Origin of the sequence: Streptomyces sp. NRRL F-5123, assembly GCF_000721495.1 — a bacterium.
GTDB lineage: Bacteria > Actinomycetota > Actinomycetes > Streptomycetales > Streptomycetaceae > Actinacidiphila.
Window position 1 is genome coordinate 77,768 of record NZ_JOHY01000006.1, and the last position, 21,947, is coordinate 99,714.

A 21,947-nucleotide genomic window follows, 5' to 3' on the forward strand; every position below is an offset into this window, starting at 1 on the left:
GATCCGCCCGGCCTACTTGGGCGGCTTCTTGCCGGTCACCCCGAGGTGCACCAGCAGCGCCAGGTTCGGCTTGAGGTCGGCCTGTTTGACGCCGGTGCCCGTGAAGCCCTTCTGGTGGGCGGCGACCCCGGCGAGCATGGTGACCAGCGAGCCGGCGATGGCGGGTGCGCTGACCTCCTTGTCGACGCGGCCCTTGCCCTGGAGTTCCTTGATGGAGTCGGTGAGCGAGCCCGTCACCGAGTTCAGGACCTTGGTGCGGATTTTGGAGAAACGTTTATCCCCTTCCGCCGCCCCGAGATCGATGACCCTGAGAATCGCGTCGTTCTTCCGCCAGAAGGCCAGGAAGCCGTCGACCAGCTCGTCGGCCGCCTGTGCGCCCGACTTGCCCACCCACGAGCGGCCCGCGACCAGGTCGGTCAGGCCCGCGCCTTCCTTCGCCATCTCGTCGGCGAGCTCCAGGACGGCGCCCTCGACGTCGGGGAAGTACTGGTAGAAGGTGGCCGGTGACGTTCCGGCCATCCGTGCGACGTCGATCACCTTGACGTCCCGGTACGGCGACGTGCTGAGCATCTCGCTCAGGCAGTCGAGCAGCTTCTGCCGCGTCGCCTGCCCTCGGCGACCCGCGACACGTCCGTCGACGGTGCGAACTTGTCCTGTCATGCCGTCAGTTTACCGGCGGGCGGTCCGCGCGCGATCTGGCGGCGTGCAAATGGGGAGGGGGGGTCTGGTGGTACGGAAGACGCAGGTCAGTGCGGGTTTCTGAGGGCTAAGCGGAACGCGCCCGGGGTCGCCGGAGGCGCTTCCCGTGCACCTTTTTGCCCTGGTTTGCGGCGACTGGGTCGGCGGCCCGGGAAGAATTGACCATATGTTCGAATTGTGCCGCGTTCGTGTGGGCAAGATCACTGATGTCGGGTGAGGATGCCGACGGGACGCCAGGAACGGAAGAGAAGGGGGAGAGGACGATGCCCGCATTCGACGAGGGCGCGCCCTGCTGGGCCGATGTCGCGCTGCCGGATCTCGCGGCCGGGAAGCGCTTCTACGGGGAGCTGTTCGGCTGGGATTTCGAGGACCAGGGGGAGGATTTCGGCCACTACACGCTCGCCCTGCGGGACGGGAAGGCCGCGGCGGGGCTGATGCCCGCGCCCGATCCGGCCGCGGCCACCGGGTGGACGGTGTATCTCGCCTCGCCGGACGCGAAGGCGGCGGCCGCCCGCGTCGCGGAGGCCGGCGGGCGCCTCCTGTTCGGGCCGGACGGTGCGGGGGAGTCGGGGGTGATGGCCGGCGCCGCGGATCCGACGGGCGCCCTCTTCGGGGTGTGGCAGGCCGGCGGCCTCCAGGGCTTCGGTGTCACGGAGGTGCCCGGCTCCTTCTGCTGGGCGGAGACGTGGACGCGCGAGCCCGCGGAGGTCGACCGCTTCTACGGGGCGGTCTTCGGCTACCGGGCCGAGCAGGTCGGCGACGGGCAGCACTTCGACTACACGGTGTGGTCGCTGCCGTCCGACCCTGCGCGGAAGTTCGGCGGCCGGCTGGCCCTCGGCGCGGACACCCCCGGCGAGGTGCCCGAGGGCTTCCGGGTCTACTTCGCGGTGGCGGACTGCGACGCGGCGGTGGCGGCCGTGCGCCGGCTCGGGGGAAAGGTGCCGCGGGAGCCGCAGGACTCGCCCCAGGGCCGGGTCGCCTTCGTCACGGACGACCGGGGGACGCCCTTCACGATCATCGACCGGGAGCGCAAGGTCGGCTCCATGGAGGGGAGTTGACGGACTCCGGGCGGGCCGCGGTGTGTTGCGGTGCGCGCGGTGCCGCAGGAGGCGGATGATAACGAGTTCGCCCCGGGGGCGTGTCGTGGCGGCCCCGGGTTCGCAACGGACGCCCTTCCCAGGAAGAATCAGCTCCGTACCCTGGCGTGGGCGCGGGGGAACGGGCCGCGGAGGGCGAGGGCGTACGAACGCGGAGCGCGGCCGCAACAACGCGGGTACGGGGAGGTGGCAAGGGCAGTGATGGAGCAGCTGACGCAGCACGACCCGAGACGGATCGGCCCTTTCGAGGTGCTCGGACGGCTCGGCGCCGGCGGCATGGGGCTGGTCTATCTCGCCCGCTCGGCCTCCGGCCGCCGGGTGGCGATCAAGACCGTACGCGCCGAGCTGGCCGAGGACCAGCTCTTCCGGGTCCGCTTCACGCGTGAGGTCGAGGCAGCCCGGGCCGTCTCCGGCTTCTACACCGCGGCCGTGGTCGACGCCGACCCGCGCGCGGCCGTGCCGTGGCTCGCCACCGCGTACGTGCCCGCGCCGTCGCTGGAGGAGATCGTCAACGAGGCGGGGCCGATGCCCGCCCAGGCGGTGCGCTGGCTCGCCGCCGGGATCGCCGAGGCGCTGCAGTCGATCCACGCCGCCGGCCTGGTGCACCGCGACATGAAGCCGTCCAACGTGCTGGTGGTCGAGGACGGCCCGCGGGTCATCGACTTCGGCATCGCCTCCGGGGTGTCCAACACCCGGCTGACGATGACCAACGTCGCGGTCGGCACCCCCGCCTACATGTCGCCGGAGCAGGCCCGCGACTCCCGCAGCGTGCGCGGCGCCAGCGACATCTTCTCGCTCGGCTCCACGCTCGTCTTCGCCGCCACCGGGCACGCCCCCTTCCACGGCGCCAACCCGGTCGAGACCGTCTTCATGCTGCTGCGCGAGGGGCCCGACCTGACCGGGCTGCCGGACGAGCTGCGGCCGCTCATCGAGTCCTGCATGCGGATGGAGGCCGAGGCGCGGCCCACGCCGGCCGACCTCCAGGCGCAGCTGGCCCCGCATCTGTTCTCGACCGGCAACGACGACAACACGGGCACGGCCTCCGCCTGGCTGCCGGCGGGCGCGGTCGCGCTGATAGAACAGCGCCGGCTCGGCGGGCACCCCGTGAACGGCGGGCGGCCGCAGCAGCCCCCGCGCCCCGCCCCGGTCTCCGGGCCGCAGGTGCCGATCGACCACGGGCCGCCGCCGCGCCCGCCGCAGCCGCCGGTGCCCGCGCAGGCCGAGGAGCACCACGGGCGGCACAGCCGGGACCGCCCCGCCGAGCCCGTGCAGCTCGCCGGGTCGGCGCCGATCGGGCCCGGCCTGCGCGTCGCGGACGCCGCCGAGCGCAAGGCGGCGACCGGGGCCGCGCCCGGTACGGAGTGGGTGCGTCGCAGGGGTGGCACGCACCGCGTGGGCGATCCGGCCGTGCCGGCCCCGCAGGGGCAGACCGCGGCGGCGGCCCCCGCGGAGTGGCGCCCGTGGCGGTTCCGCATGTCGAACGACGTGTGGGGCACCCCGGTGGTGTCCGACGGGCTGCTGTACGTCACGTCGTTCGAGGTGCACGCGCTGGACGTGGCCACGGGGCGGCGCGAGTTCAAGACCAGGGACGTCGCCTGGACGATGGCCGTGGAAGGCGGGCGGATCCACGCCTCGGACGGGCCGAGTCTCTTCGCGCTGGACGCGAAGGACGGCTCCGACCGGTGGCGTACGCCCGTCGACGGCTGGGTCTACACGGTGCACGCCGACGCCGGGACGCTGGTGACGGGCACGCGCGGCGGCGGGGTCCAGGCGTGGGACGCCGCCCGCGGCATCCTGCGGTGGGAGCGCGGCGGGGCGCAGACGGAGTCCGAGACGCCCGAATCGGGCCCGGCGGTCGCCGGCCGGGCGGTCCTCTACCGCGGCGGCGGTCAGCTGCACGCGGTGGACGCGCTGACCGGCGCCGGGATGTGGTCCTGCCCCGTGGAGCGGCCGGGCCAGGGCGGCGCGGTGCCGACCCGTCCGGTGGTCGCGGACGGGACCGTCTTCCTGACCGCGGGCACCCGGGTGCTGGCCCTGGACGCCCGCAGCGGCGCCGAGCGCTGGCATTTCGACGCACCGGCCGTGATACTCGCGCCGCCCGCGCACGTACCGGGCCCCGCGGCGTCGGGCGGAGGTGTCTACGTCGTCGACCACCTGGGCACGGTGTACGCACTCGACCCGGCCGACGGGCGGCAGCGCTGGCGGGTGGCCACCGAGCCGCGGCAGTCGGTGGAGCCGGTCGTGGTGGCCGCGGGCGCGGTGCACCTGGGCGCGGGCAGCGCCCTCTACACGCTGGAGGCGGCCGGGGGCACCCCGCGGTGGCGGTTCGCCGCATAGGGCGACATCGTCGGCTCGCCCGCGGTGGCGGACGGCCGGGTGCACTTCGGCTCCACCGACCACTGCCTCTACACGGTGGACGCGCAGGGCGGCCAGCTGCGCTGGCGGCTGGAGACCGGCGGCGAGATCACCGGCTCCCCGGTGAGCGCGGACGGTGTCGTCTACGCCAGCTCGCGCGACCGCTGCGTCTACGCGCTGGACGCGGCGAAGGGTACGGGGGCGGCGGCCCGCCGCTCCTGACGGCCCTGTCCCTGAGCCTCCGTCCCTGAGGCTCTGCCCCGTGGACGGAAGGGCTATGGCTTCTCCGGCTCGGTTCCCGGTCCCAGCGGCAGACCCGGCGGCGGCAGCGTGAGGGTGTCGCCGTCCACCGGCGGCCCCGGCTCCACCGGCGGCCCGGCTGGTACGGGCGGCACCACCTCCGGCATCCCCACCCCCGGCGCGTACGCCGGCGGAGGCGGCCAGGCAGCGGTCGCGGCGTCACCGGCGAAGGCGTCACCGGCGAACGTATCCCCGGCGAAGACGCCCCCGGCGAACGTATCCCCGGCGACGGTGTCCCCCGCGAGGGAGCCACCGCCCCTCCGGGCGCGGGCCCGGCGGCGGGGGAAGGCCGCGGCGGCGAGCAGCAGGAGTGCCCCGGCGGAGACGGCCGCGGCCACGCCCACGTCCATGCCGTCACCCCCGGCGGTGAGCGATCCGGCGGTCTGGCCCTGCCGGACCATCCACAGCACCGTCACCCCCAGCACCAGCACCCCCGCCGCCCCCACCGTGAGCCGGGAGCGCGCGAGCACCCCCAGCAGGGCGAGCAGGGCGGCGAAGGACATCGGGAGGAAGAGGGAGCCGAGCAGAGCCGCGTCATCCGGTGTGACACCGGCCCCGGTGAAGAGGCCGTCCACCCGGATCCGGGACCCGAGGCGCCCGCCGTACCAGATACGGAAGGGGCTCCAGACGGCGAGCACCGCTCCGATGAGCGCGAGGAGCGAGCCGGAGATGTTGCGGAGCATCCGACGGCACCGCCTCTTGTGCGTACTCAGCCCCCTCGGGGCCGAGGCTACGCCGCACACCGCGCAGACGCCACGTGAGCCGCAGCCGTCCCACGAACACCATCCACCTCACGCGTCCTGCCCCGTGCGCAGAGACGGGCCGCGTCCCGCCCCGCACGCAGAAACGGGCAGACCGGCCGCAGCGTCCCCTCCGCGCTGTGGCCGGTCTGCCCCCTACGCCCGGGGCGAGCATCCTCGGTCCCCTGAACCGTGGACGCTTCCCCCTCCCGGGCGTTCCCCCCGTGGCTCTCCCCGTGGTCCTGCTGTTCCCCCTGATGTCCCTCGGGCCCCCAGCCCTCGGGCTCCCCCCTGGGAGATCCCCCGATCTCCCGTCCCCTCCGGGCACCGCCGTGCCCGGACGGCAGGTCTCAGGCCTTGGTGCCCTCGGCGTGGGCGTTGTTCGGCGTGACCGTGCCCGCGCCGTCGCTGACGGTCGGAGCGGTGGACTTCTCCGGCGTGCCCTCGGTGTAGAAGTTGTCGGGCTCGGCGGTGACGTCGTCGGTCACCGGGGTCTTCGGCTGCTCTGCGCTCATGGTGCTCTCCTGTGTGTGTCCTGCTTGGGGACTACTGACGTGACGCCCGCCCGGCAGCGACCCCCGTACACCGCCGGACGGGCAGCTCGTGCAGTGATGGAATCCTGGCAGCCGCCGATAATCAACTGATAAACGCCGCCAGTTGGGTGATACGGGCGCCCACCGGGCAGCCGAAGGCGCACGTCGGACGCGGCGGCGCGCGGGCCGTGCCCCCTGCGCCGCGAGCCGGTCGCCACCGCGGCACAGCCTTCGCTGAACGCCCGGGACCCCGGCCCGTACCGCGCGCCCGTACCGCCGCGCCCTCAGCCCGCTGCGCGCCCGTACCGCCGCGCCCTCAGCCCGGCGCGCGCCCGTACCGCCGCGCCCTCAGCCCGCCGCGCGTACGGCCCGCCGCGCCCTCAGCCCGCCGCGGCAGACCCCGCTGCCGCTCCCGTGCCCTCCGCGCCGCCGGCCCCCGGCCCGGAACCGGCCGCGGGCCCCACGCCTTTCCCCGCCCCCGCCTCCCCGTCCAGCAGCCGCCGCACCTGCGCCGCCTCCGGCGAGCCGAGCGCGGTGTACGTGGCGAGGGCGTCGTGCCAGCAGGCGTGCGCGCGGACCGGCTGGCCCATACCCGTGAGCGCCTGCCCCAGCACGGTGAGGGAGTTGGCCGTACGCCACTCGCCGCCGATCTCGCGCATGACGACCAGCGCCTGCTCGACGTGCGAGGCAGACAGCCGGTAGCTCCCGGCGGCCAGGTGGAGCCGGCCCAGCCGGTAGAGGGCCAGCCCCTCCCACAGCCGCTGGCGGACCGTCCGGAAGATCTCCAGCGCCTCCGTCAGGCAGGCGAGCGCCCGGTCGTAGGAGCCGGTCGCGGTGAGCGTGACGCCCATCGCGTAGAGCCCGTTGCCGAGCCGGAAGCCGGCGCCCATGTCCCGGTAGATCGCCACCACGCGCTCCGCGGCGGCCAGCGCCGAATCGGCCTCGCCCAGCTCCCCCTGCGCCCGCGCCAGGTTGCTGAGCGCGGCCGCCTCGCCGTGCCGGTTGCCGTCCGCCCGGAAGGCTTCGAGCGCGTTCTTCAGGTAGTCCTTGCTCTCGGCGAAACGCAGCCCGCGCAGTGCGAGGATGCCGCGCAGGTTCGCCGCGTAACCGCACGCCACCGGGTCCTCCGCGGACAGCCCGAGGATGAGGGAGCGCTTGGTCTCCTCCTCCGCCTCCTCGAAGCGCCCCGTGCAGCGCATCAGCATGCCCAGCCAGTAGTGCGCGCGCCCTTCCGCCAGCGCCTCACCGCAGTCCTGGGCCGCGCCGATCAGTGCCCGCGCGGCCTGCTCGTACTGCCGCACGTAGAAGCCGGACTCCACCAGTTCCTGGGCGGCCAGCAGCAGGTCGGCCGCGCGCCGCAGGAAGCCGCCGCAGCCGCCCTCCGCGGCCTGCTGGACGGCGGCCATCACCCCTTGCGCCTCGGTGAAGAGCCAGTTCAGCGACTCCTCCCGGGCGGTGAAGACGAGCCCGGGGTGGCTGGTCGGCGCCAGGTGGTCCAGGACGCGGTCGCCCGGATTCTCCAGCGCGTACGCGGAGGCCGTCGAGCCGAGGTAGAAGTCGAGCAGCCGGGAGAGCGCCGCGCAGCGCTCCTCCTGGCTCTCGTCGGCCTCGGCGCGCTCGCGCGCGTAGAGGCGCAGCAGGTCGTGGAAGCGGTAGCGGGCGGGCGCGGCGGACTCGATGAGGCTGATGTCGACGAGCGCTTCGAGGAGTTCCTCGGCCCCGTAGCGGTCCAGGTCGAGGACGGCGGCCGCGGCGTCCAGCGAGATGTCGGGGCCCTCGGGCAGCGACAGCAGCCGGAAGGCGCGGGCCTGCGCGGCGGAGAGGTGGTCGTAGCCGAGGTCGAAGGTGGCCTTGACGGCGAGGTCGCCGGCCCGCAGCTCGTCCAGCCGCCGCCGGTGGTCGGCGAGCTTGGCGGCGAGCACCGACACCGTCCAGGTGCGGCGGGCGGCGAGCCGGGCGGCGGCGATGCGGATCGCCAGCGGCAGGAAGCCGCACGCGGCGACGACGTCGAGGCTGGCCTGCCGCTCGCTGCGGGCCCGCTCCTCGCCGACGATGCGGGTGAACAGCAGCAGCGACTCCTCGGGCGACATCACGTCGAGGTCGACCAGGTGCGCGCCCTCCAGGTCCACCATCCGCACCCGGCTGGTGACGAGCGCGGCGCAGCCCGGGGTGCCGGGCAGCAGCTGCCGGATCTGGGCGGCGTCGTAGGCGTTGTCGAGCAGCGCCAGGACGCGGCGGCCGGACAGCGTGGAGCGGTAGAGGGCTGCGCGGTCGGCGAGCGAGTCGGGGATCGCCGCGTCGGGCAGGCCCAGCGAGCGCAGGAACGAGCCGAGCACCGCCTCGGGTTCCGACGGCACCGCGCTGGTGCCCTGGAGGTCGACGTAGAGCTGGCCGTCGGGGAAGTTCTCCCGGGCCTCGTGCGCGACCTGGACGGCCAGCGTCGTCTTGCCGACGCCGCCGATGCCCGCGACGGCCGAGACCGCCATCACGCCGCCGCTCCCCGACGCGCCGGCCAGCTGCTCGCCCAGCTCCCGCACGAAGGCGGTGCGGCCGGTGAAGTCCGGCACGGTGGCGGGCAGTTGCGCGGGCCGCAGGATCTCCGGGGCGCCGGGGGCGGACGCGCCCTGCGGCGGGGCGAGGCCGGCGTCGGCCTCCAGGATGCGCTGGTGCAGGTCGGTCAGCTCGGGCGACGGATCGATGCCCAGCTCGTCGGCGAGCAGCCGGCGGGTGTCCGCGTAGACGCCGAGGGCTTCGGCCTGCCGCCCGCTGCGGTAGAGGGCGAGCATGAGCAGGGCGCGCAGCCGCTCGCGCAGCGGGTGCTCGACGGTGACGGCGGTCAGCTCGGAGACGGCTTCGGCGTGGGCGCCCAGCTCCAGGTCGAGTTCGAGACGCACCTCGATGAGGCCGAGGTGCCACTCGGCGAGCCGCGACCGCTGGGTCTCGGCGTACGGTCCGGGCAGCCCGGCCAGCGGTTCGCCGCTCCACATGCCCAGGGCGCTGACGAGGAGTTCGCGGGCCTGGGCGGGGTCGGCCTGGCGTATCTTCTCCGCCTCGCCCACCAGTTGCTCGACCATGGTGGAGTCGAGCGCCTCGACGGGGATCCGGATGGCGTAGCCGCCGGAGTCGGTGACCAGCGTCTGCGAGCCGAGCGCCTTGCGTAGCCGGAAGGCGTACGAACGCAGGGCGGCGAGCGCGGTGTTGGGCGGCGAGTCGCCCCACAGGGCGTCGAGCAGCTCGGCCGCGGTGGCGGTGCGCCCGCCGCGCAGCAGCAGCACCGCCAGCAGCGCGCGCTGCTGGGGCGCGCCGGTGTTGATCTGCTCGCCGCCGCGCCAGGCGCGCACCGGCCCGAGGACCGTGAACCGCAGGCCGTCGCCCGGTTCGGACCCGCTTCCCATCCATGGCCCCCAAAGCCGCCGCGAGCCGCTCGGCGGGGCGGATGCCCCGGACCGGGTGGCTCTCCCACGCGTATATCAATCATTCATCGCCGGACGGAACAGTTGTCCGTGCCGCTCTCCTGGCGGAGCCGGTGGTTCGGCACCGTCCGTGCCAGTTTGCCGTGTCGGAAGCTCCGGGGTCACCCCATGCGGGTTCCCAACCGGCCGGGCGGCGCAAGTTCTGCCGAATATGGGATTCCGTCTGTGCGAATGCGGAGGCTGTGGTGTGTGGGGATGGTTCGTACCGTGGGGCTTTCCGCGCCGAGACGGGTAGTTGAGCCGCAATGTGTGCGAAATGTGCGGAGCGTGCGAGAGGTTCGTACGGGGCGGAGCCGGACACCGGAGGTGCCGGCGTCCTCCGCTTCCCCGGTCCCGGAGCCGGCGCGTACGAGCCCGGCGCGTACGAGCCCGGGGCGTCCGGCCGGCACGCGTCCGCGGGGTCCGTTCGCGGTGAGTACGGAGCCGGAGGCCGCGCGCCCGGTGGGTACGCGGCGGGGCGCCGGGTCCGCGACGAGTACGTGCCCGGCGCCGCCGTGCCCGGCGGTCACGCCACGGAGGGCGGCGCGCCGGACACCTACGGGCACCCGGCCTTCGCGGCGGCGCGGGAGAGCACGGCGGTGAGCGGCGGCAGGCACAGCAGACCGCGCCGGACGCGCCAGGGCGGCGGAGGCGGCGGTACGCGCCGCGCCGCGGCCGGGCTCCCCGGCCCGATGCTGCGGCTGCGCGCGGAACGGCACCCCACGCTCGTTCCCGCCCTGCCCTTCGCACCCCCGCCCGGTGACCGCCCCGGCGGCCCCGCGGCGGTCGCCTCGGGCACCGCCGGGATCAGCTTCGCCGAACTCGACCGCCGGGCCCGCTCCGTCGCCGCCCGACTGGGCGCGACGCTCAGCCCCGGCAGCAAGGTGCTGCTGGTCTACCCCGAGGGCCCGGACCTGGCCGGTGCGTTCTTCGGCTGCCTCTACGCGGGCATGGCCGCGATACCGCTCGTCCTGCCGGCCCCGGGCGCGACCCACGCCGTGCCCCGCGCCGTCGAGCGCTGCGCCCCCGACCTCGTCCTGACCGGCACCGACGGCTGGCACGCGCTCTCCGTCGACCGCGCCCGCACCCAGGTCGTCGAGGCCGACGGGGTGCGCGTCGCGGGCGAACCGGTGTGGCGGCTGGCCCAGCAGTGGCGGCCGGTGGGCGTCCTGCGCGGCGCGGCCGCGTACCACCGCTACCACGACGACGGCGCCGCGGGCGGCCGCCTGGAGGCGGCCATGGACCACGGCGACCTCGCCGAGGTCCTCACCGAACTCGCCCAGGCCGTACGGCTCGGCACGGACGAGGAGAACATCGGCTGGATCGCCGCCGTGCACGGCCTGGAGGAGGCCGTCTGGCGCATCCTCCTCCCGGTCCGCGTCACCACCTGATCCGCCCTCGGGGCACCACTTCGGGGAGGGTGCTCCGGGGGCGCCCGCCGCTCACCGCGTGGGCCGCGGCGGCCTGCGCGGACGGCGGCCGCCGGGGTCGCAGGGGCGACCTTGCTTCCGGCGCCGCGCGGGACCCGCACGGGCGCGGCCGACCGGCATGGTCGGGGGACAGCCGGAGGAGCTCTGCCCGCGCGGGGCCCGGGGTCTGCCCGTCCGTCGCGGACGGCGGGCGTCGGGGCCCCGCGCCGGGGCCGCAGGGGCGACCTTGTCTCCGGCGCCGCGCGGGCGCGGGGGCGTGCTCGGCCGACGCGCACTGCGGATTCGCGTACGGGAGCCGGGCGGTGCGGGCGTCGTGGCCGGGGTGTGGCACGGCTCAGGGGCGCAGGGCCACGAAGACGAACTCCTTGCCGGGCCGGTCCGGCGCGTCCCGCACCTCCTGCACGGTGAAGCCGTGGGCGGTCAGGTCCGCCGCCACCTCGTCGCGGCCGCGGAAACGCAGGGTCGAGTCCGACGTCAGTACCGCGCCGTCCGCGGCGAAGACGTACGTGCTGCGGAAGGTCACCAGGTCCGCGCGGACGGCGACCGGCTCCTGCCACGTCTCGACCGGGCCCGCCCCCGGGACGCGCACCACCCTGCGGGTCAGCTCCGGCGTCCACTCCTCCCACGCCCGCCGCGCCGGGTCGCGCGTCTCGAGGACCAGCCGCCCGCCGGGCCGCAGCGCCGCGTGCGCGCCGCGCAGCGTCCGCGTCCAGGCGTCCGGCGTGACGATGCCCTGGGCGACGTTGCCGGTCATCGTCGCGAGGCCGAAAACGCCCTCCGGCGGGACGTCCGCCGCGTCGCCGTGCAGCCACCGCACCCGCTCCGCGTCCGGCTTGGCCCTTGCCACGTCCAGCGACGCCCCGGCCGGGTCGACCCCGGTGACGTCGATGCCGCGGGCGGCCAGCAGCAGCGCGAACACGCCCGTCCCGCAGCCGATGTCCAGCACCCGGCGGGCGCCGAACTCCTCGGCCATGCGCAGGTAGGCGGTGAGGTCGCCGCGGTCGGCGTCGAGCGCGTCGTAGACGGCGGCGAGGCGCGGATGCGCGTAGCAGGGGTCGCCGGGGTTGCCGGGGTTGCCGGGGTTGCCGGAGTAGCGGGGGTCGCGGGGGTCGCGGGGGTCGCCCATCCGCGCGACGTTACGAGCCGGGCCGCGGCGGCCGCGAGCGGTTTTCCGCGGTGAGCGATGAGTTCCGGCCGCCGCAGGTGTCTGCACTCCCGACGGACGCGGATTCTGCGAGAGGTGAGGGTGAGGCGCGATGGCGGACGTGCAGCCGTACGAGACGGTCAGCCTGGACCGGGTCGGCTACGGGACGGAGGCGTTCGCCTGGGAGCGGGCACGCAGCCGGCTCGCGAAGCGGCCGGACCGCGTCGCGGGGGTGTCGTACTTCCTGGGCACGGTGGGCCCCGGCGGCATCCCGCACGTGGCGGGCGTCGGGGCGCTGTGGGACGACGGCGACTTCTACTTCACCAGCGGGCCCGGCACCCGCAAGTCCCGCAATCTCGCGGCGAATCCCGCGTGCACGCTCGCGGTGCGGCTGGCGGACCTGGACGTGACGCTGAGCGGGACGGCCCGCCGGGTGACGGATCCGGCGGTGCTGGAGCGGATCGCCGCCGCGTACGGCGAGCTGGGCTGGCCGGCGGAGGTCGCGGACGACGCGATCACCGCGCCGTTCAGCGCGCCGAGCGCGGGCCCGGGGCCGTGGCACCTCTACCGCTTCGTCTTCCACACGGCGGTGGGCCTGGGCATCGAGGCTCCCGAGGGCGCGACGCGCTGGCGCTTCGACCGCTGAGGCGCGGCGAGCGGGGGGCGGGGGCGAGGAGCGGGGGAGGCCGGCGAGCTGACGACCCGACGAGCCGATGGTCCGATCAGCCCGGGCCGCGCCCCCGGTCGCAAACGACTGGCCGCCCCGCGCGCCCGTGCGGTTGACTGCGCGGCGGCTCATGGACACGGCACGCACAAGGGGGCGGCATGGCACCGCAGTTCCGTTACGCAGGACCCGGCGACGCGGAGGCGGTGGCGCGGCTGCACGCCGACAGCTGGCGGCGCCACTACCGCGGGGCGTACTCCGACGCGTATCTGGACGGCGACGTGCTGGGCGACCGGCTCGCCGTCTGGTCAAGCCGCCTCGCCGCGCCCGAGGGGACGCGCACGGTGCTGGCCGAGGACGGCGCGAGCGGCGATTTCCTCGGCTTCGTCCACGTCGTCCTCGACGACGACCCCAAGTGGGGCAGCCTCGTCGACAACCTGCACGTCACGGCCGCCCGGCAGCGTACGGGAGTGGGCCGCGCGCTGCTGGCCCGCGCCGCGGCCGAGGCGGTCGCGCACGCGTCCTCCCCGGCCCTCCACCTCTGGGTGCTGGAGCAGAACGCGCCCGCGCAGGCCTTCTACGCGGCGATGGGCGCCGACCACGTCGAGACCCTGCTCGTCGGCCCGCCCGGCGGCGACCCGACGCGGCTGAACGGCACCCCCGCGAAGTACCGGATGGCGTGGCCGGAGGCGGCGGCCTGCGCGGCGCAGGCGCGGTAGCACGCCGGGCGGACGCGGGCCCCGCGCGGCAGCGGGCGAGCCCCGTCGCCCCCTCGTACGGGCGGGCCGCAGCACCGTGCCGTACCCCCGTGGCGGCGGGGGCAGGACAGCGCTACCGGCTACTTCTTCCCGAGCCAGATCGGGTTGGTGATCGCCGCGGCCGGGCCGGGGAGCCCCACCGGGGTGCCGGCCGGCGCCGGGTGGCGGACCTCGGCGCGTACGTACGCGGCCAGCGACGCGGTGGTCTGCCACGTCACTGTGCCGGACGCGGGCAGGGGCGCCGCGAAGACCTGGCCCTCGTCGGAGACCAGCCGCAGCAGCGCGTCCGCGGGCACGCCCGAGACGGTCAGGCTGACCGTCACCGCGTCCTGCGGCCCGACCGCGAGCCGCTCGCCGATTCCCGCGTGCTGGCCGCGCGGCCCGGAGGCGGTGAGGCCGAGCTGCACCTCGGCGTTCTCGGCGATCCAGGAGCGGCCGGCGCGGATGCCGTCCTGCAGCGCCTTGCGGCTCAGGCTCTCGGCGTGCACGACGGTCTGCGGCAGGCCGACGACGTCGGGGTCGCGGTGCGCGTCGGAGTTGCCCATCGCCGGGATCCACTGGCCGTCACCGCGGCGGGCGGCGCCGGTCAGCAGGTTGTCCCAGGTCAGCAGCGAGGCCTCGTCGTCCGTCGTCCAGGGGCCGTTCCAGACCTCGATGGCGTCGACGTTGTCGTAGCCGAACTTCCACTGGCTGGCCAGGCTCGTGCCGTAGGGGTGCGCGGGCACCACGATGCCGCCCGCGCGGCGGATCTGCCGGGCGAAGCCGTCGAAGGCCTCGTCGCGCGCGCGGTAGCGCCAGTCGACGAACGTGCCGCCGTCCAGGCCGATGGCCAGGTAGTGGCCGTTGCGCGTGGTGACCTCTTCGCCGGTGAGGATGAGCAGGTCGTCACCGGCGAGCGGGCCGAGGTGCGGGTGAGCCGAGGTGGTGTTGTGGTCGCTGGAGTTGATGAAGTCCAGCTTCGCGGCGCGGGCGAGCGCGGCGAGGTCCTCCAGGGTGCGCTTGCCGTCGGAGTGGACGGTGTGCAGGTGGCAGTCCCCGCGGTACCAGCCGCGCCCGCGTCCGCCGACCTGCTCCGGCGGGTAGTCCGGCTTCGGGGTGCGCCCCTGCTCGCCGGGCGTGAGCGTCACCGTGACCTCGTAGTTCAGCCCCTGCGGCGCGACCGTGTACGGCCCGAGGACGACGTACCACGTCCCCGCCTCGACGGGCCCGGCCAGATATCCGGGCGTCGCGTCCTCCGCGCTGATCGCGAACTCCGTGCGCGCCCCGCCCGACCATCCGCGGAAGCCCCGCCCGCCGAGCGCGGTGCCGTGCTGGTCGAAGATGCCGATGTCGCACGCGTTCCCGAGCGTCCCGGCGGGCACGGCCGGCCGGTCGTACGTGTAGCTGACCGCGATCTGCCGCACGCCGCGCGGCACCTCGACGGGCAGGTACACGAAGTCGGCGACCCCGGTGGGCAGATGCCCGGTGACGGTCCTCGTCAGTTCCCCGTCCCCGGGGCCGGCGGCAGCGGCGAAGTCCACGGGCGCCAGCGTAATCACACCGGCCGCACCTGCCACGGCAGAAAGCTTCAGTACATCGCGTCGGTCCATCCCCCGACCCTCCCCACCCCGGATGACGCCCGGGTGACGAATCTCTTGTCCCCGGTGGTCCGTCCCCCGAACCCCACCACTCACACGGGTGAGCCGAACTCCCCTGCTTTGACGGCCCGGACGAAGGCCTCCCACGCGGGGGGCTGAAGAACCGCGTTCCCCCGCCCGGGGTCCTTGTTGCCCCCCGTGGCTCGTCCGCCGTCTGCCGTCCCCGCGACCTCGATGCATCCGTTCGCCGAGCCGGAGCCGGAGCCGGAGCCGGAGCCGGAGCCGGAGCCGGAGCCGGAGCCGGAGCCGGACGGGGGGCCGGGCCGCGCGGAAAATGGGGCGGTGCGCCCCGAAGTCGCGCTGCTAAGGTGCGCCGATGTCAACGATCAGGAAAGTCCAGGTCACCTTCGACTGCGCCGACCCCGAGCGCGTGGCGCGTTTCTGGTGCGAGGTGCTGGGCTACGAGGTGCCGCCCGCGCCCGAGGGGTTCGACAGCTGGGCGGAGTACGAGCGGACGCTCCCGGCCGAGCGGCAGGGCGCCGGGTTCGTGTGCCAGGACCCCACCGGGGTGGGACCGCGGCTCTACTTCCAGCGGGTGCCCGAGGGCAAGGTCGTCAAGAACCGGGTGCACCTCGACGTGCGCGTGGCGACCGGCCTGGTGGGCGAGGAGCGGCTCGCCGCGCTGGAGGCGGAGACCGCCCGGCTGGTCGCGCTCGGCGCCACCCGGCTGGAGCTGCTGGTCGCCGACGAGTACAACGAGTCGTGCCAGGTGATGCAGGACATCGAGGGGAACGAGTTCTGCCTCGACTGACGTCCGGGAGGACGGGGAGGCGCGCAGGGCCTGCGCACGGGCCCTGCCGGGGCTGACGGCCGGGCACCTCCTGTAACCGCCGCTCACCGCCGCTCACCGCCGGTCAGACGGAGTGCGCCTCGGCGGCCGCGCGCGGCATGCCCTCGCTCGTCGCGAAGTAGAAGGCGGGCAGCAGGGCGAAGCCGGCCAGGGCGATCAGCGGGGTCAGCAGCCAGCCCAGCGCCCCGGCCAGGCAGTAGACGAGGGCACCGAGGACGGAGCGGACGATGCCCTGGCGGACGTAGCCGGGCTCGACGCCCGCCTCCAGGAGGCCCGGGCAGCGGTAGAGCCGGTGGTAGAGGGCGACCCAGCTCAGGCACAGGGCCGCGGCGATCCCGGCGTAGAGGGCGACGGCGGCCTTCGCGTCCGCGCCGGACACATCGGCCTGGACGGCGTCGGCCAGCACGTCGGTGGGGAAGGCGAGCGAGGCCGTGGTGAACAGGACGAGCAGATTCGCCGCGTGCAGGCCGCGGTTCATCGTCCGGACGCGGACGAAGGCCTGGTGGTGGTTGAGCCAGATCACCGCGATGTAGCTGAAGGACGCCACGTAGCCGACATACGCGGGCCATTGCCGGCCCAGCGCGTGCGCCAGACCGCCGGTGCGGTGCGGTGGGGCGACAAGGCCGATCACCAGGATCGTGGCGGCGATGGCGAAGACGCCGTCGCTGAAGGCCTCGGCCCGCGCCGTCTCGGACCGCTGGAAGCGGGACGGGGACGCGGGGGACATGGCGGACGCGCCCGCGGGCGCGGGCGGGCCGGGCCGCCCTGAGGGGCCGTCGCCCGGCCCGGACGCGGAGTGGGGCGTGGACACGGCAGCTGCTCCCGCCTTCCCGTTCTTCCCGTGCGCCACGGCCGTCCCGTCCGGCGCACCAGGACGATCTTCGCGGACCGGGCACGTACCTCCGCGCAAGGCGCGTGCCGATTCGTCCCGGCAATTGCGGGGCTGTTCGCCACGCTCGGCATATTGCGGGGTCGTTCGCCACGCCCGGCCTGTTGCGCCGCCGCCTCCTCCGCACCTGGCGCGTAGTGCGGGGTCGTTCGCCGCGCTCGGCGTATTGCGCCGCCGCCCCGCACCCGGCGCATACCGCGAAGCCGCGCGCCGCGTCCGGTGTCACGCGGCGCCCCGCAGCGGGCCGGGACACCGCGCGCCGCCTTCCGGCTGCACCGCCCCCCGCGGCTATTCCCGTCGCGGGGGCCCGCGCCGGGTGAGAATGCCGACAGCACCACGGCGTGACGCGTCCGCCCGTTGTCGGTGGGGCGACCTATGCTCGGGGGATGAGTTCGACGCCGCCCGGCCCCAGCGCGACGCCGCCCACCCCCAGCGCGCCGCCCACCGCGAGCGCCATGCGCCGCGCCCTGCACCGCGCGGAGCAGGGGGTCGCCCTCGACGCGGGGGAGGCCGCCGTGCTGCTCCAGGCGCGCGGCGCGGACCTGGAGCGGCTGTCGGCGACGGCCGCCCGCATCCGGGACGCCGGCCTTGAGGAGGCGGGCCGGCCCGGCGTCGTCACGTACTCCCGCAAGGTCTTCATACCGCTCACACGGCTGTGCCGGGACACCTGCCACTACTGCACCTTCGTCACCGTGCCCGGCAAACTGCGGCGCGAGGGCCACGGTATGTACCTCTCGCCGGACGAGGTCCTGGACATCGCCCGCCGCGGCGCCGAAATGGGCTGCAAGGAAGCGCTGTTCACGCTCGGCGACCGCCCCGAGGACCGCTGGCCCGAGGCCCGCGAGTGGCTGGACGCGCACGGCTACGACGACACGCTCGCGTACGTCCGTGCCATGGCGATCCGGGTACTGGAGGAAACCGGCCTGCTGCCGCACCTCAACCCCGGGGTGCTGAGCTGGACCGACCTGCAGCGGCTCAAGCCCGTCGCGCCCTCCATGGGCATGATGCTGGAGACGACCGCGACCCGGCTGTGGTCCGAGCGCGGCGGCCCGCACTTCGGCTCGCCCGACAAGGAGCCGGCCGTGCGGCTGCGCGTCCTGGAGGACGCCGGGCGCTCCAACGTGCCCTTCACCACCGGCATCCTCATCGGCATCGGCGAGACGTACGAGGAGCGCGCCGACTCGCTGTTCGCGATCCGCCGCACCGCCCGCCGCTACCACGGCGTGCAGGAGGTCATCGTCCAGAACTTCCGCGCCAAGCCGGACACGGCGATGCGCGGCATGCCGGACGCCGAGCTGGAGGAGCTGGCCGCGGCCATCGCGGTGGCCCGCGTCGTGCTGGGCCCCGCCGCCCGCATCCAGGCGCCGCCGAACCTGGTCGACGGCGAGTACGCCCGCTTCATCGCTGCCGGCATCGACGACTGGGGCGGCGTCTCCCCGCTGACCCCCGACCACGTCAACCCCGAGCGCCCCTGGCCGCACATCGACGACCTCGCCGCCCGCACCCGGGAGGCGGGCTTCGAGCTGCGCGAACGCCTCACCATCTACCCGGAGTTCGTCCGCCGCGGCGAACCCTGGCTCGACCCGCGGCTGCTCCCGCACGTCACCGCGCTCGCCGACCCGCGGACGGGCCTGGCCCGCGAGGACGCCCCCGTCGAGGGCCGCCCCTGGCAGGAGCCGGACGACGCCTTCCCCGCCGCCGGCGGCCGTACCGACCTGCACCGCACGATCGACACCGAGGGCCGCACGAGCGACCGCCGCGACGACTTCGACGAGGTCTACGGCGACTGGGCCGAGGTGCGCGAGCAGGCCGCCCCCGGCCTCGTCCCCGACCGTGTCGACGCCGACGTGCGCGCCGCGCTGTCCACCGCCGCCGACGACCCGACGCGGCTCACCGACGCCCAGGCACTCGCCCTGCTGCACGCCGAGGGCCCGGCCCTGGACGCGCTGTGCCGCATCGCCGACGACCTGCGCCGCGACACCGTCGGCGACGACGTCACGTACGTCGTCACGCGCAACATCAACTTCACCAACGTCTGCTACACCGGCTGCCGCTTCTGCGCCTTCGCGCAGCGCCGCACCGACGCCGACGCGTACACCCTGTCCCTGGACCAGGTCGCCGACCGGGTCGAGCAGGCGTGGCAGGTCGGCGCGACCGAGGTGTGCATGCAGGGCGGCATCCACCCGGATCTGCCCGGCACCGCCTACTTCGACATCGCGCGCGCCGTGAAGGCCCGCGTGCCCGGCATCCATCTGCACGCCTTCTCGCCGATGGAGGTCGTCAACGGCGCGACGCGCACGGGCATGCCGATCCGCGAGTGGCTGGCCGCCGCGAAGGAGGCGGGCCTGGACTCCATCCCCGGCACCGCCGCCGAGATCCTCGACGACGAGGTCCGCTGGGTCCTCACCAAGGGCAAGCTGCCGACCGCGACCTGGGTCGAGGTCGTCAGCACCGCCCACGAGCTGGGCATCCGCTCCTCCTCCACAATGATGTACGGGCACGTGGACCAGCCCCACCACTGGCTCGGCCATCTGCGGCTGCTCGCCGAGATCCAGCAGCGCACGGGCGGCTTCACCGAGTTCGTGACGCTGCCCTTCATCCACACCAACGCGCCCGTCTACCTGGCAGGCATCGCCCGCCCCGGGCCCACCGCCCGCGACAACCGGGCCGTCACCGCGACGGCCCGGCTGCTGCTGCACCCGCACATCACCAACATCCAGACCAGCTGGGTCAAGCTCGGGGCGGACGGCGCGGCCGAGATGCTCCGTTCGGGCGCCAACGATCTCGGCGGCACGCTCATGGAGGAGACCATCTCCCGCATGGCGGGCTCCGGTTACGGCTCCTACCGCTCCATCCGCGACCTGACCGCCATCGCCGCGGCGGCCGGGCGCCCCGCCCGGCAGCGCGGCACGCTGTACGGTGAAGTGCCCGCCGAGCGCATCGCGGCCGGAATCGCCTCCGACGGCCACCTGCCCGAACTGCTGCCCGTGCTGGGCGACTGACGGCGGCGCGGCCCACCGGGCGCCGCCGACCGCGGACGACGCAGCCGCTTCCCGTGCCCGCGGGCACGGGCGCGGGAAGGAGCCGGGCATGGCGGGCGCGGGCGAGGGCGAGCCGCTGTCGCTGCACGAACAGCTGGCGCGCCGCCGCCGCGGCGCCTTCGTCGGCCGGCATGCCGAGATGGCCGCCTTCACCGGCAACCTCGGCACCGACCCCGCCGACCCCGCGCACACCTTCCTCTTCCACGTCCACGGCCCCGGCGGCGTCGGCAAGACCACGCTCCTGGACCGGTGGGAGCGCGCCGCCCGCGAGCGCGGGGCGCTGACCGCGACGGTCGACGAGGCGGCCATGACCGTGCCCGCCGCCATGGACGCCGTCTGCGCCCGGCTCGCCGCGCAGGGCCGCCCGCTCAAGGCCACCGGCAAACTGCTGGCCCTGCACCGGCAGTTGCGCCAGGAGGCCGAATCGGTGGCCGCGGGCGACGCGGGCCCCTCCGTCGCGGGCACCCTCGCGGCGCACGCCGGTCTCGCCGGGCTCGGCCTGCTGCCCGGCATGGGGGCCCTTGCCGGGGCGATGGACCCGGCCCAGGTCGCGCAGGGCGTCGACCGGTTGCGCGGCCTGCTCGGCGCCCGCTTCCGCGACGAGCGCGAGCTGCGGCTCGTCCTCGACCCGGTCGCCGTCCTGAGCCCGGTCTTCACCGCCGACCTCGCCGCCGCCGCGGCCCACGCGCCCTGGCTCACCCTCTTCTTCGACACCTACGAGCGGACCGGGCCGGTCCTGGACCGCTGGGTGCGCGACCTGTTCGTCGAGGGGCGGCACGGCGCGCTGCCCGCGACCGTCGTCGTCACGCTCGCCGGGCAGCGCGCTCCCGACCCGGCCGTGTGGGCCGACCACCTCGACCTCGTCGCCGAACTGCCGCTCGCGCCCTTCACGGAGGACGAGTCGCGGCAGCTGCTCGCCGCCCGGGGCGTCACGGACGAGGCCGTCGTCGCGGCCGTGCTGCGGCTCACCGACGGGCTGCCGGTGCTGGTCGGAGCCCTCGCCGCGAGCCGCCCCGGCCACCCGGACGCCGTCGGCGACCCCGCCGACACCGCCGTCGAGCGCTTCCTGGCCTGGGAGCCCGACCCGGACGGCCGCGCCGCGGTGCTGGCCGCCGCACTGCCGCTGGAGCTGGACGAGGACGTCTTCCGCACGGCCGTCGCCGCCGACGCGCCGCAGGCCGCCGGCCGCTACGACTGGCTGCGCGGGCTGCCGTTCGTCACCGAGCACGGCGGCCGCGCCCGCTACCACGACGTCGTGCGCGCCCAGATGCTCCGGCTGCGCCGCACCCGCTCCCCGCAGCGCTGGCGCGAGCAGCACGAGCGGCTCGCCGCGGCCTACGGCGCCTGGCGCGCCCGCGAGGAGCGCGGCCGCGGCGTCGGCGAGCTGTGGGCCGACGAGGCCTGGCGCACCCAGCGGCTGCACGAGACCTACCACTGCCTGTGCGCCGACCCGCGTGCCGCGCTCCCCGACGCCCTCCTCGACCTCGCCCGTGCCTGCACCGCGGGCCCCGAGACCGCCCGCCGCTGGATCCGCGTGCTCACCGACGCCGCCGAGGACACCGCGGCCCCGGCCCTCGCCCGCTGGGCGGCCGCGCTCGGCGAGGTCTACGCGGAGGCGTACGGGCCCGGACCGGCGGGCGGCACGGACGCGGCAGCCGCCGGCGCGGGGCTCGCGGCGCGGGCGCTGACGGTGATCCTGGAGCGCGGCGGGCTGGACCGCGAGCGGCGCGCCGCCGTGCACGCCGTACGGGCCTGGGCCCGGCGGCAGGCGGGCCGGCCGCACGAGGCGCTCGCCGACTACGACCGCGCCGAGGAGCTGGGCATGCGCGGGTTCCTGCTGCACGCCGGGCGCGGCGACACCCGCTGGACGGTGGGCGACCCGGCCGGGGCCGTCCCCGACTACGCCGCCGCCCTGGCCGCCGAGCCGGGCCACCCGCGCGCCCCCTACGTCCGCACCCAGCTCGGTGGCGCGCTCATGCGCACCGGCCGGGCGGCGGAGGCGCTCGCCGAGCTGGACGCGGCGGTCGAGGCCGACCCCGCCGGCACCCTCGCCCGCGAGTACCGGGCCACGGTCCTGCTGAACCTGCACCGCCCCGCGGACGCCCTCGCCGACGCCGAGGCGTGCCTGGCCGACGCGGCGGCGCCCGACATCGGCCACGTCATCCTGCGCGCGGTCGCGAACCTGGAGTTGGGCCACCGCGAGCTCGCCGCCGCCGACCTGGACGCCCTGCTCGCCGACCCCGCCGCAGTCCGCCAGTGGGCCGACGAGCTGGGCCCCTACGTCCCCGTCCCGCGCACGGTCGATCCGGCCCCGCGCGAGCACTAGGGGGTGTCAGGCGCCGCCAGGCGGACGCGATTCGTCAGACACGGCCCAGCCGCCCCGCGGCAGCCCGTACGCCCGCGTGCGCCGGAGCGTGC

The 21,947-nt window shown here is 75.6% G+C and carries 15 protein-coding genes and 1 pseudogene; 8 read left to right on the forward strand and 8 right to left on the reverse strand.

From position 1 onward, the window contains the following. Positions 1 to 12: 12 nt before the first annotated feature. Positions 13 to 660, reverse strand: a complete 648-nt coding sequence (locus IH54_RS0107690; protein ID WP_031514165.1) for a TetR family transcriptional regulator — start codon at positions 658 to 660, stop codon at positions 13 to 15. A gap of 302 nt (positions 661 to 962) precedes the next feature. Here IH54_RS0107690 and IH54_RS0107695 point away from each other — a divergent pair, with 302 nt between their 5' ends. Together IH54_RS0107695 and IH54_RS39460 are read left to right on the forward strand one after the other, a co-directional pair. Continuing rightward, positions 963 to 1,757 carry a VOC family protein gene (locus IH54_RS0107695; RefSeq protein WP_031514175.1) on the forward strand — a complete coding sequence of 265 codons (795 nt, stop codon included), beginning with the start codon at positions 963 to 965 and terminating at the stop codon, positions 1,755 to 1,757. 240 nt (positions 1,758 to 1,997) lie between these two features. Then, a pseudogene (locus tag IH54_RS39460) lies at positions 1,998 to 4,373 on the forward strand (serine/threonine-protein kinase). A gap of 53 nt (positions 4,374 to 4,426) precedes the next feature. On the opposite strand, the gene IH54_RS41430 reads toward IH54_RS39460, so the two are convergent. The 3 genes from IH54_RS41430 to IH54_RS0107715 form a co-directional block, all read right to left on the reverse strand. Continuing rightward, entirely contained in the window at positions 4,427 to 5,134 is a 708-nt protein-coding gene (locus IH54_RS41430; protein WP_052397184.1) for a hypothetical protein, read from the reverse strand. Positions 5,135 to 5,541: 407 nt separating this feature from the next. After that, positions 5,542 to 5,706 carry a hypothetical protein gene (locus tag IH54_RS45370; protein ID WP_159011707.1) on the reverse strand — a complete coding sequence of 55 codons (165 nt, stop codon included), beginning with the start codon at positions 5,704 to 5,706 and terminating at the stop codon, positions 5,542 to 5,544. Positions 5,707 to 6,104: 398 nt separating this feature from the next. Continuing rightward, positions 6,105 to 9,119 (reverse strand): AfsR/SARP family transcriptional regulator, encoded by a 3,015-nt coding sequence (locus IH54_RS0107715; protein WP_063762250.1) that lies wholly within the window; start codon positions 9,117 to 9,119, stop codon positions 6,105 to 6,107. 557 nt (positions 9,120 to 9,676) lie between these two features. On the opposite strand from IH54_RS0107715, the gene IH54_RS0107720 reads away from it, so the two are divergent. After that, positions 9,677 to 10,567: an AMP-binding protein gene (locus tag IH54_RS0107720; protein WP_234343400.1), complete on the forward strand. Its 891-nt coding sequence runs from the start codon at positions 9,677 to 9,679 to the stop codon at positions 10,565 to 10,567. Between the two features lie 373 nt (positions 10,568 to 10,940). Here the strand turns inward: IH54_RS0107720 and IH54_RS0107725 are convergent, their stop codons facing one another. Then, a complete protein-coding gene (locus tag IH54_RS0107725; RefSeq protein WP_078862017.1) occupies positions 10,941 to 11,732 on the reverse strand; it encodes a class I SAM-dependent methyltransferase in 792 nt (263 codons plus the stop codon). Between the two features lie 130 nt (positions 11,733 to 11,862). Between IH54_RS0107725 and IH54_RS0107730 the strand changes: the two genes are divergently transcribed. Then, positions 11,863 to 12,396: a pyridoxamine 5'-phosphate oxidase family protein gene (locus IH54_RS0107730; protein ID WP_031514186.1), complete on the forward strand. Its 534-nt coding sequence runs from the start codon at positions 11,863 to 11,865 to the stop codon at positions 12,394 to 12,396. A gap of 179 nt (positions 12,397 to 12,575) precedes the next feature. Next, positions 12,576 to 13,133: a GNAT family N-acetyltransferase gene (locus tag IH54_RS0107735; protein WP_031514187.1), complete on the forward strand. Its 558-nt coding sequence runs from the start codon at positions 12,576 to 12,578 to the stop codon at positions 13,131 to 13,133. A 119-nt stretch (positions 13,134 to 13,252) separates the two neighbouring features. Here IH54_RS0107735 and IH54_RS0107740 read toward each other — a convergent pair whose 3' ends face one another. Further along, entirely contained in the window at positions 13,253 to 14,761 is a 1,509-nt protein-coding gene (locus IH54_RS0107740) for a CehA/McbA family metallohydrolase (protein WP_031514190.1), read from the reverse strand. 80 nt (positions 14,762 to 14,841) lie between these two features. Further along, positions 14,842 to 15,132, reverse strand: a complete 291-nt coding sequence (locus tag IH54_RS46100) for a DUF397 domain-containing protein (protein ID WP_199923351.1) — start codon at positions 15,130 to 15,132, stop codon at positions 14,842 to 14,844. On the opposite strand from IH54_RS46100, the gene IH54_RS0107745 reads away from it, so the two are divergent. Then, on the forward strand, positions 15,126 to 15,560 hold the full coding sequence (locus IH54_RS0107745) for a VOC family protein (protein ID WP_031514192.1): 435 nt from the start codon (positions 15,126 to 15,128) through the stop codon (positions 15,558 to 15,560). The two genes, IH54_RS46100 and IH54_RS0107745, sit on opposite strands and share 7 nt — an antisense overlap. A 103-nt stretch (positions 15,561 to 15,663) precedes the next feature. Here IH54_RS0107745 and IH54_RS0107750 read toward each other — a convergent pair whose 3' ends face one another. Beyond that, on the reverse strand, positions 15,664 to 16,410 hold the full coding sequence (locus IH54_RS0107750; protein WP_234343401.1) for a TMEM175 family protein: 747 nt from the start codon (positions 16,408 to 16,410) through the stop codon (positions 15,664 to 15,666). 464 nt (positions 16,411 to 16,874) lie between these two features. Here IH54_RS0107750 and IH54_RS0107755 point away from each other — a divergent pair, with 464 nt between their 5' ends. Continuing rightward, positions 16,875 to 19,490, forward strand: coding sequence for a bifunctional FO biosynthesis protein CofGH (locus IH54_RS0107755; RefSeq protein WP_078862018.1), 2,616 nt, complete (start codon positions 16,875 to 16,877; stop codon positions 19,488 to 19,490). 88 nt (positions 19,491 to 19,578) lie between these two features. Then, positions 19,579 to 21,855: a tetratricopeptide repeat protein gene (locus IH54_RS0107760; RefSeq protein WP_052397185.1), complete on the forward strand. Its 2,277-nt coding sequence runs from the start codon at positions 19,579 to 19,581 to the stop codon at positions 21,853 to 21,855. Positions 21,856 to 21,947 lie beyond the last annotated feature (92 nt).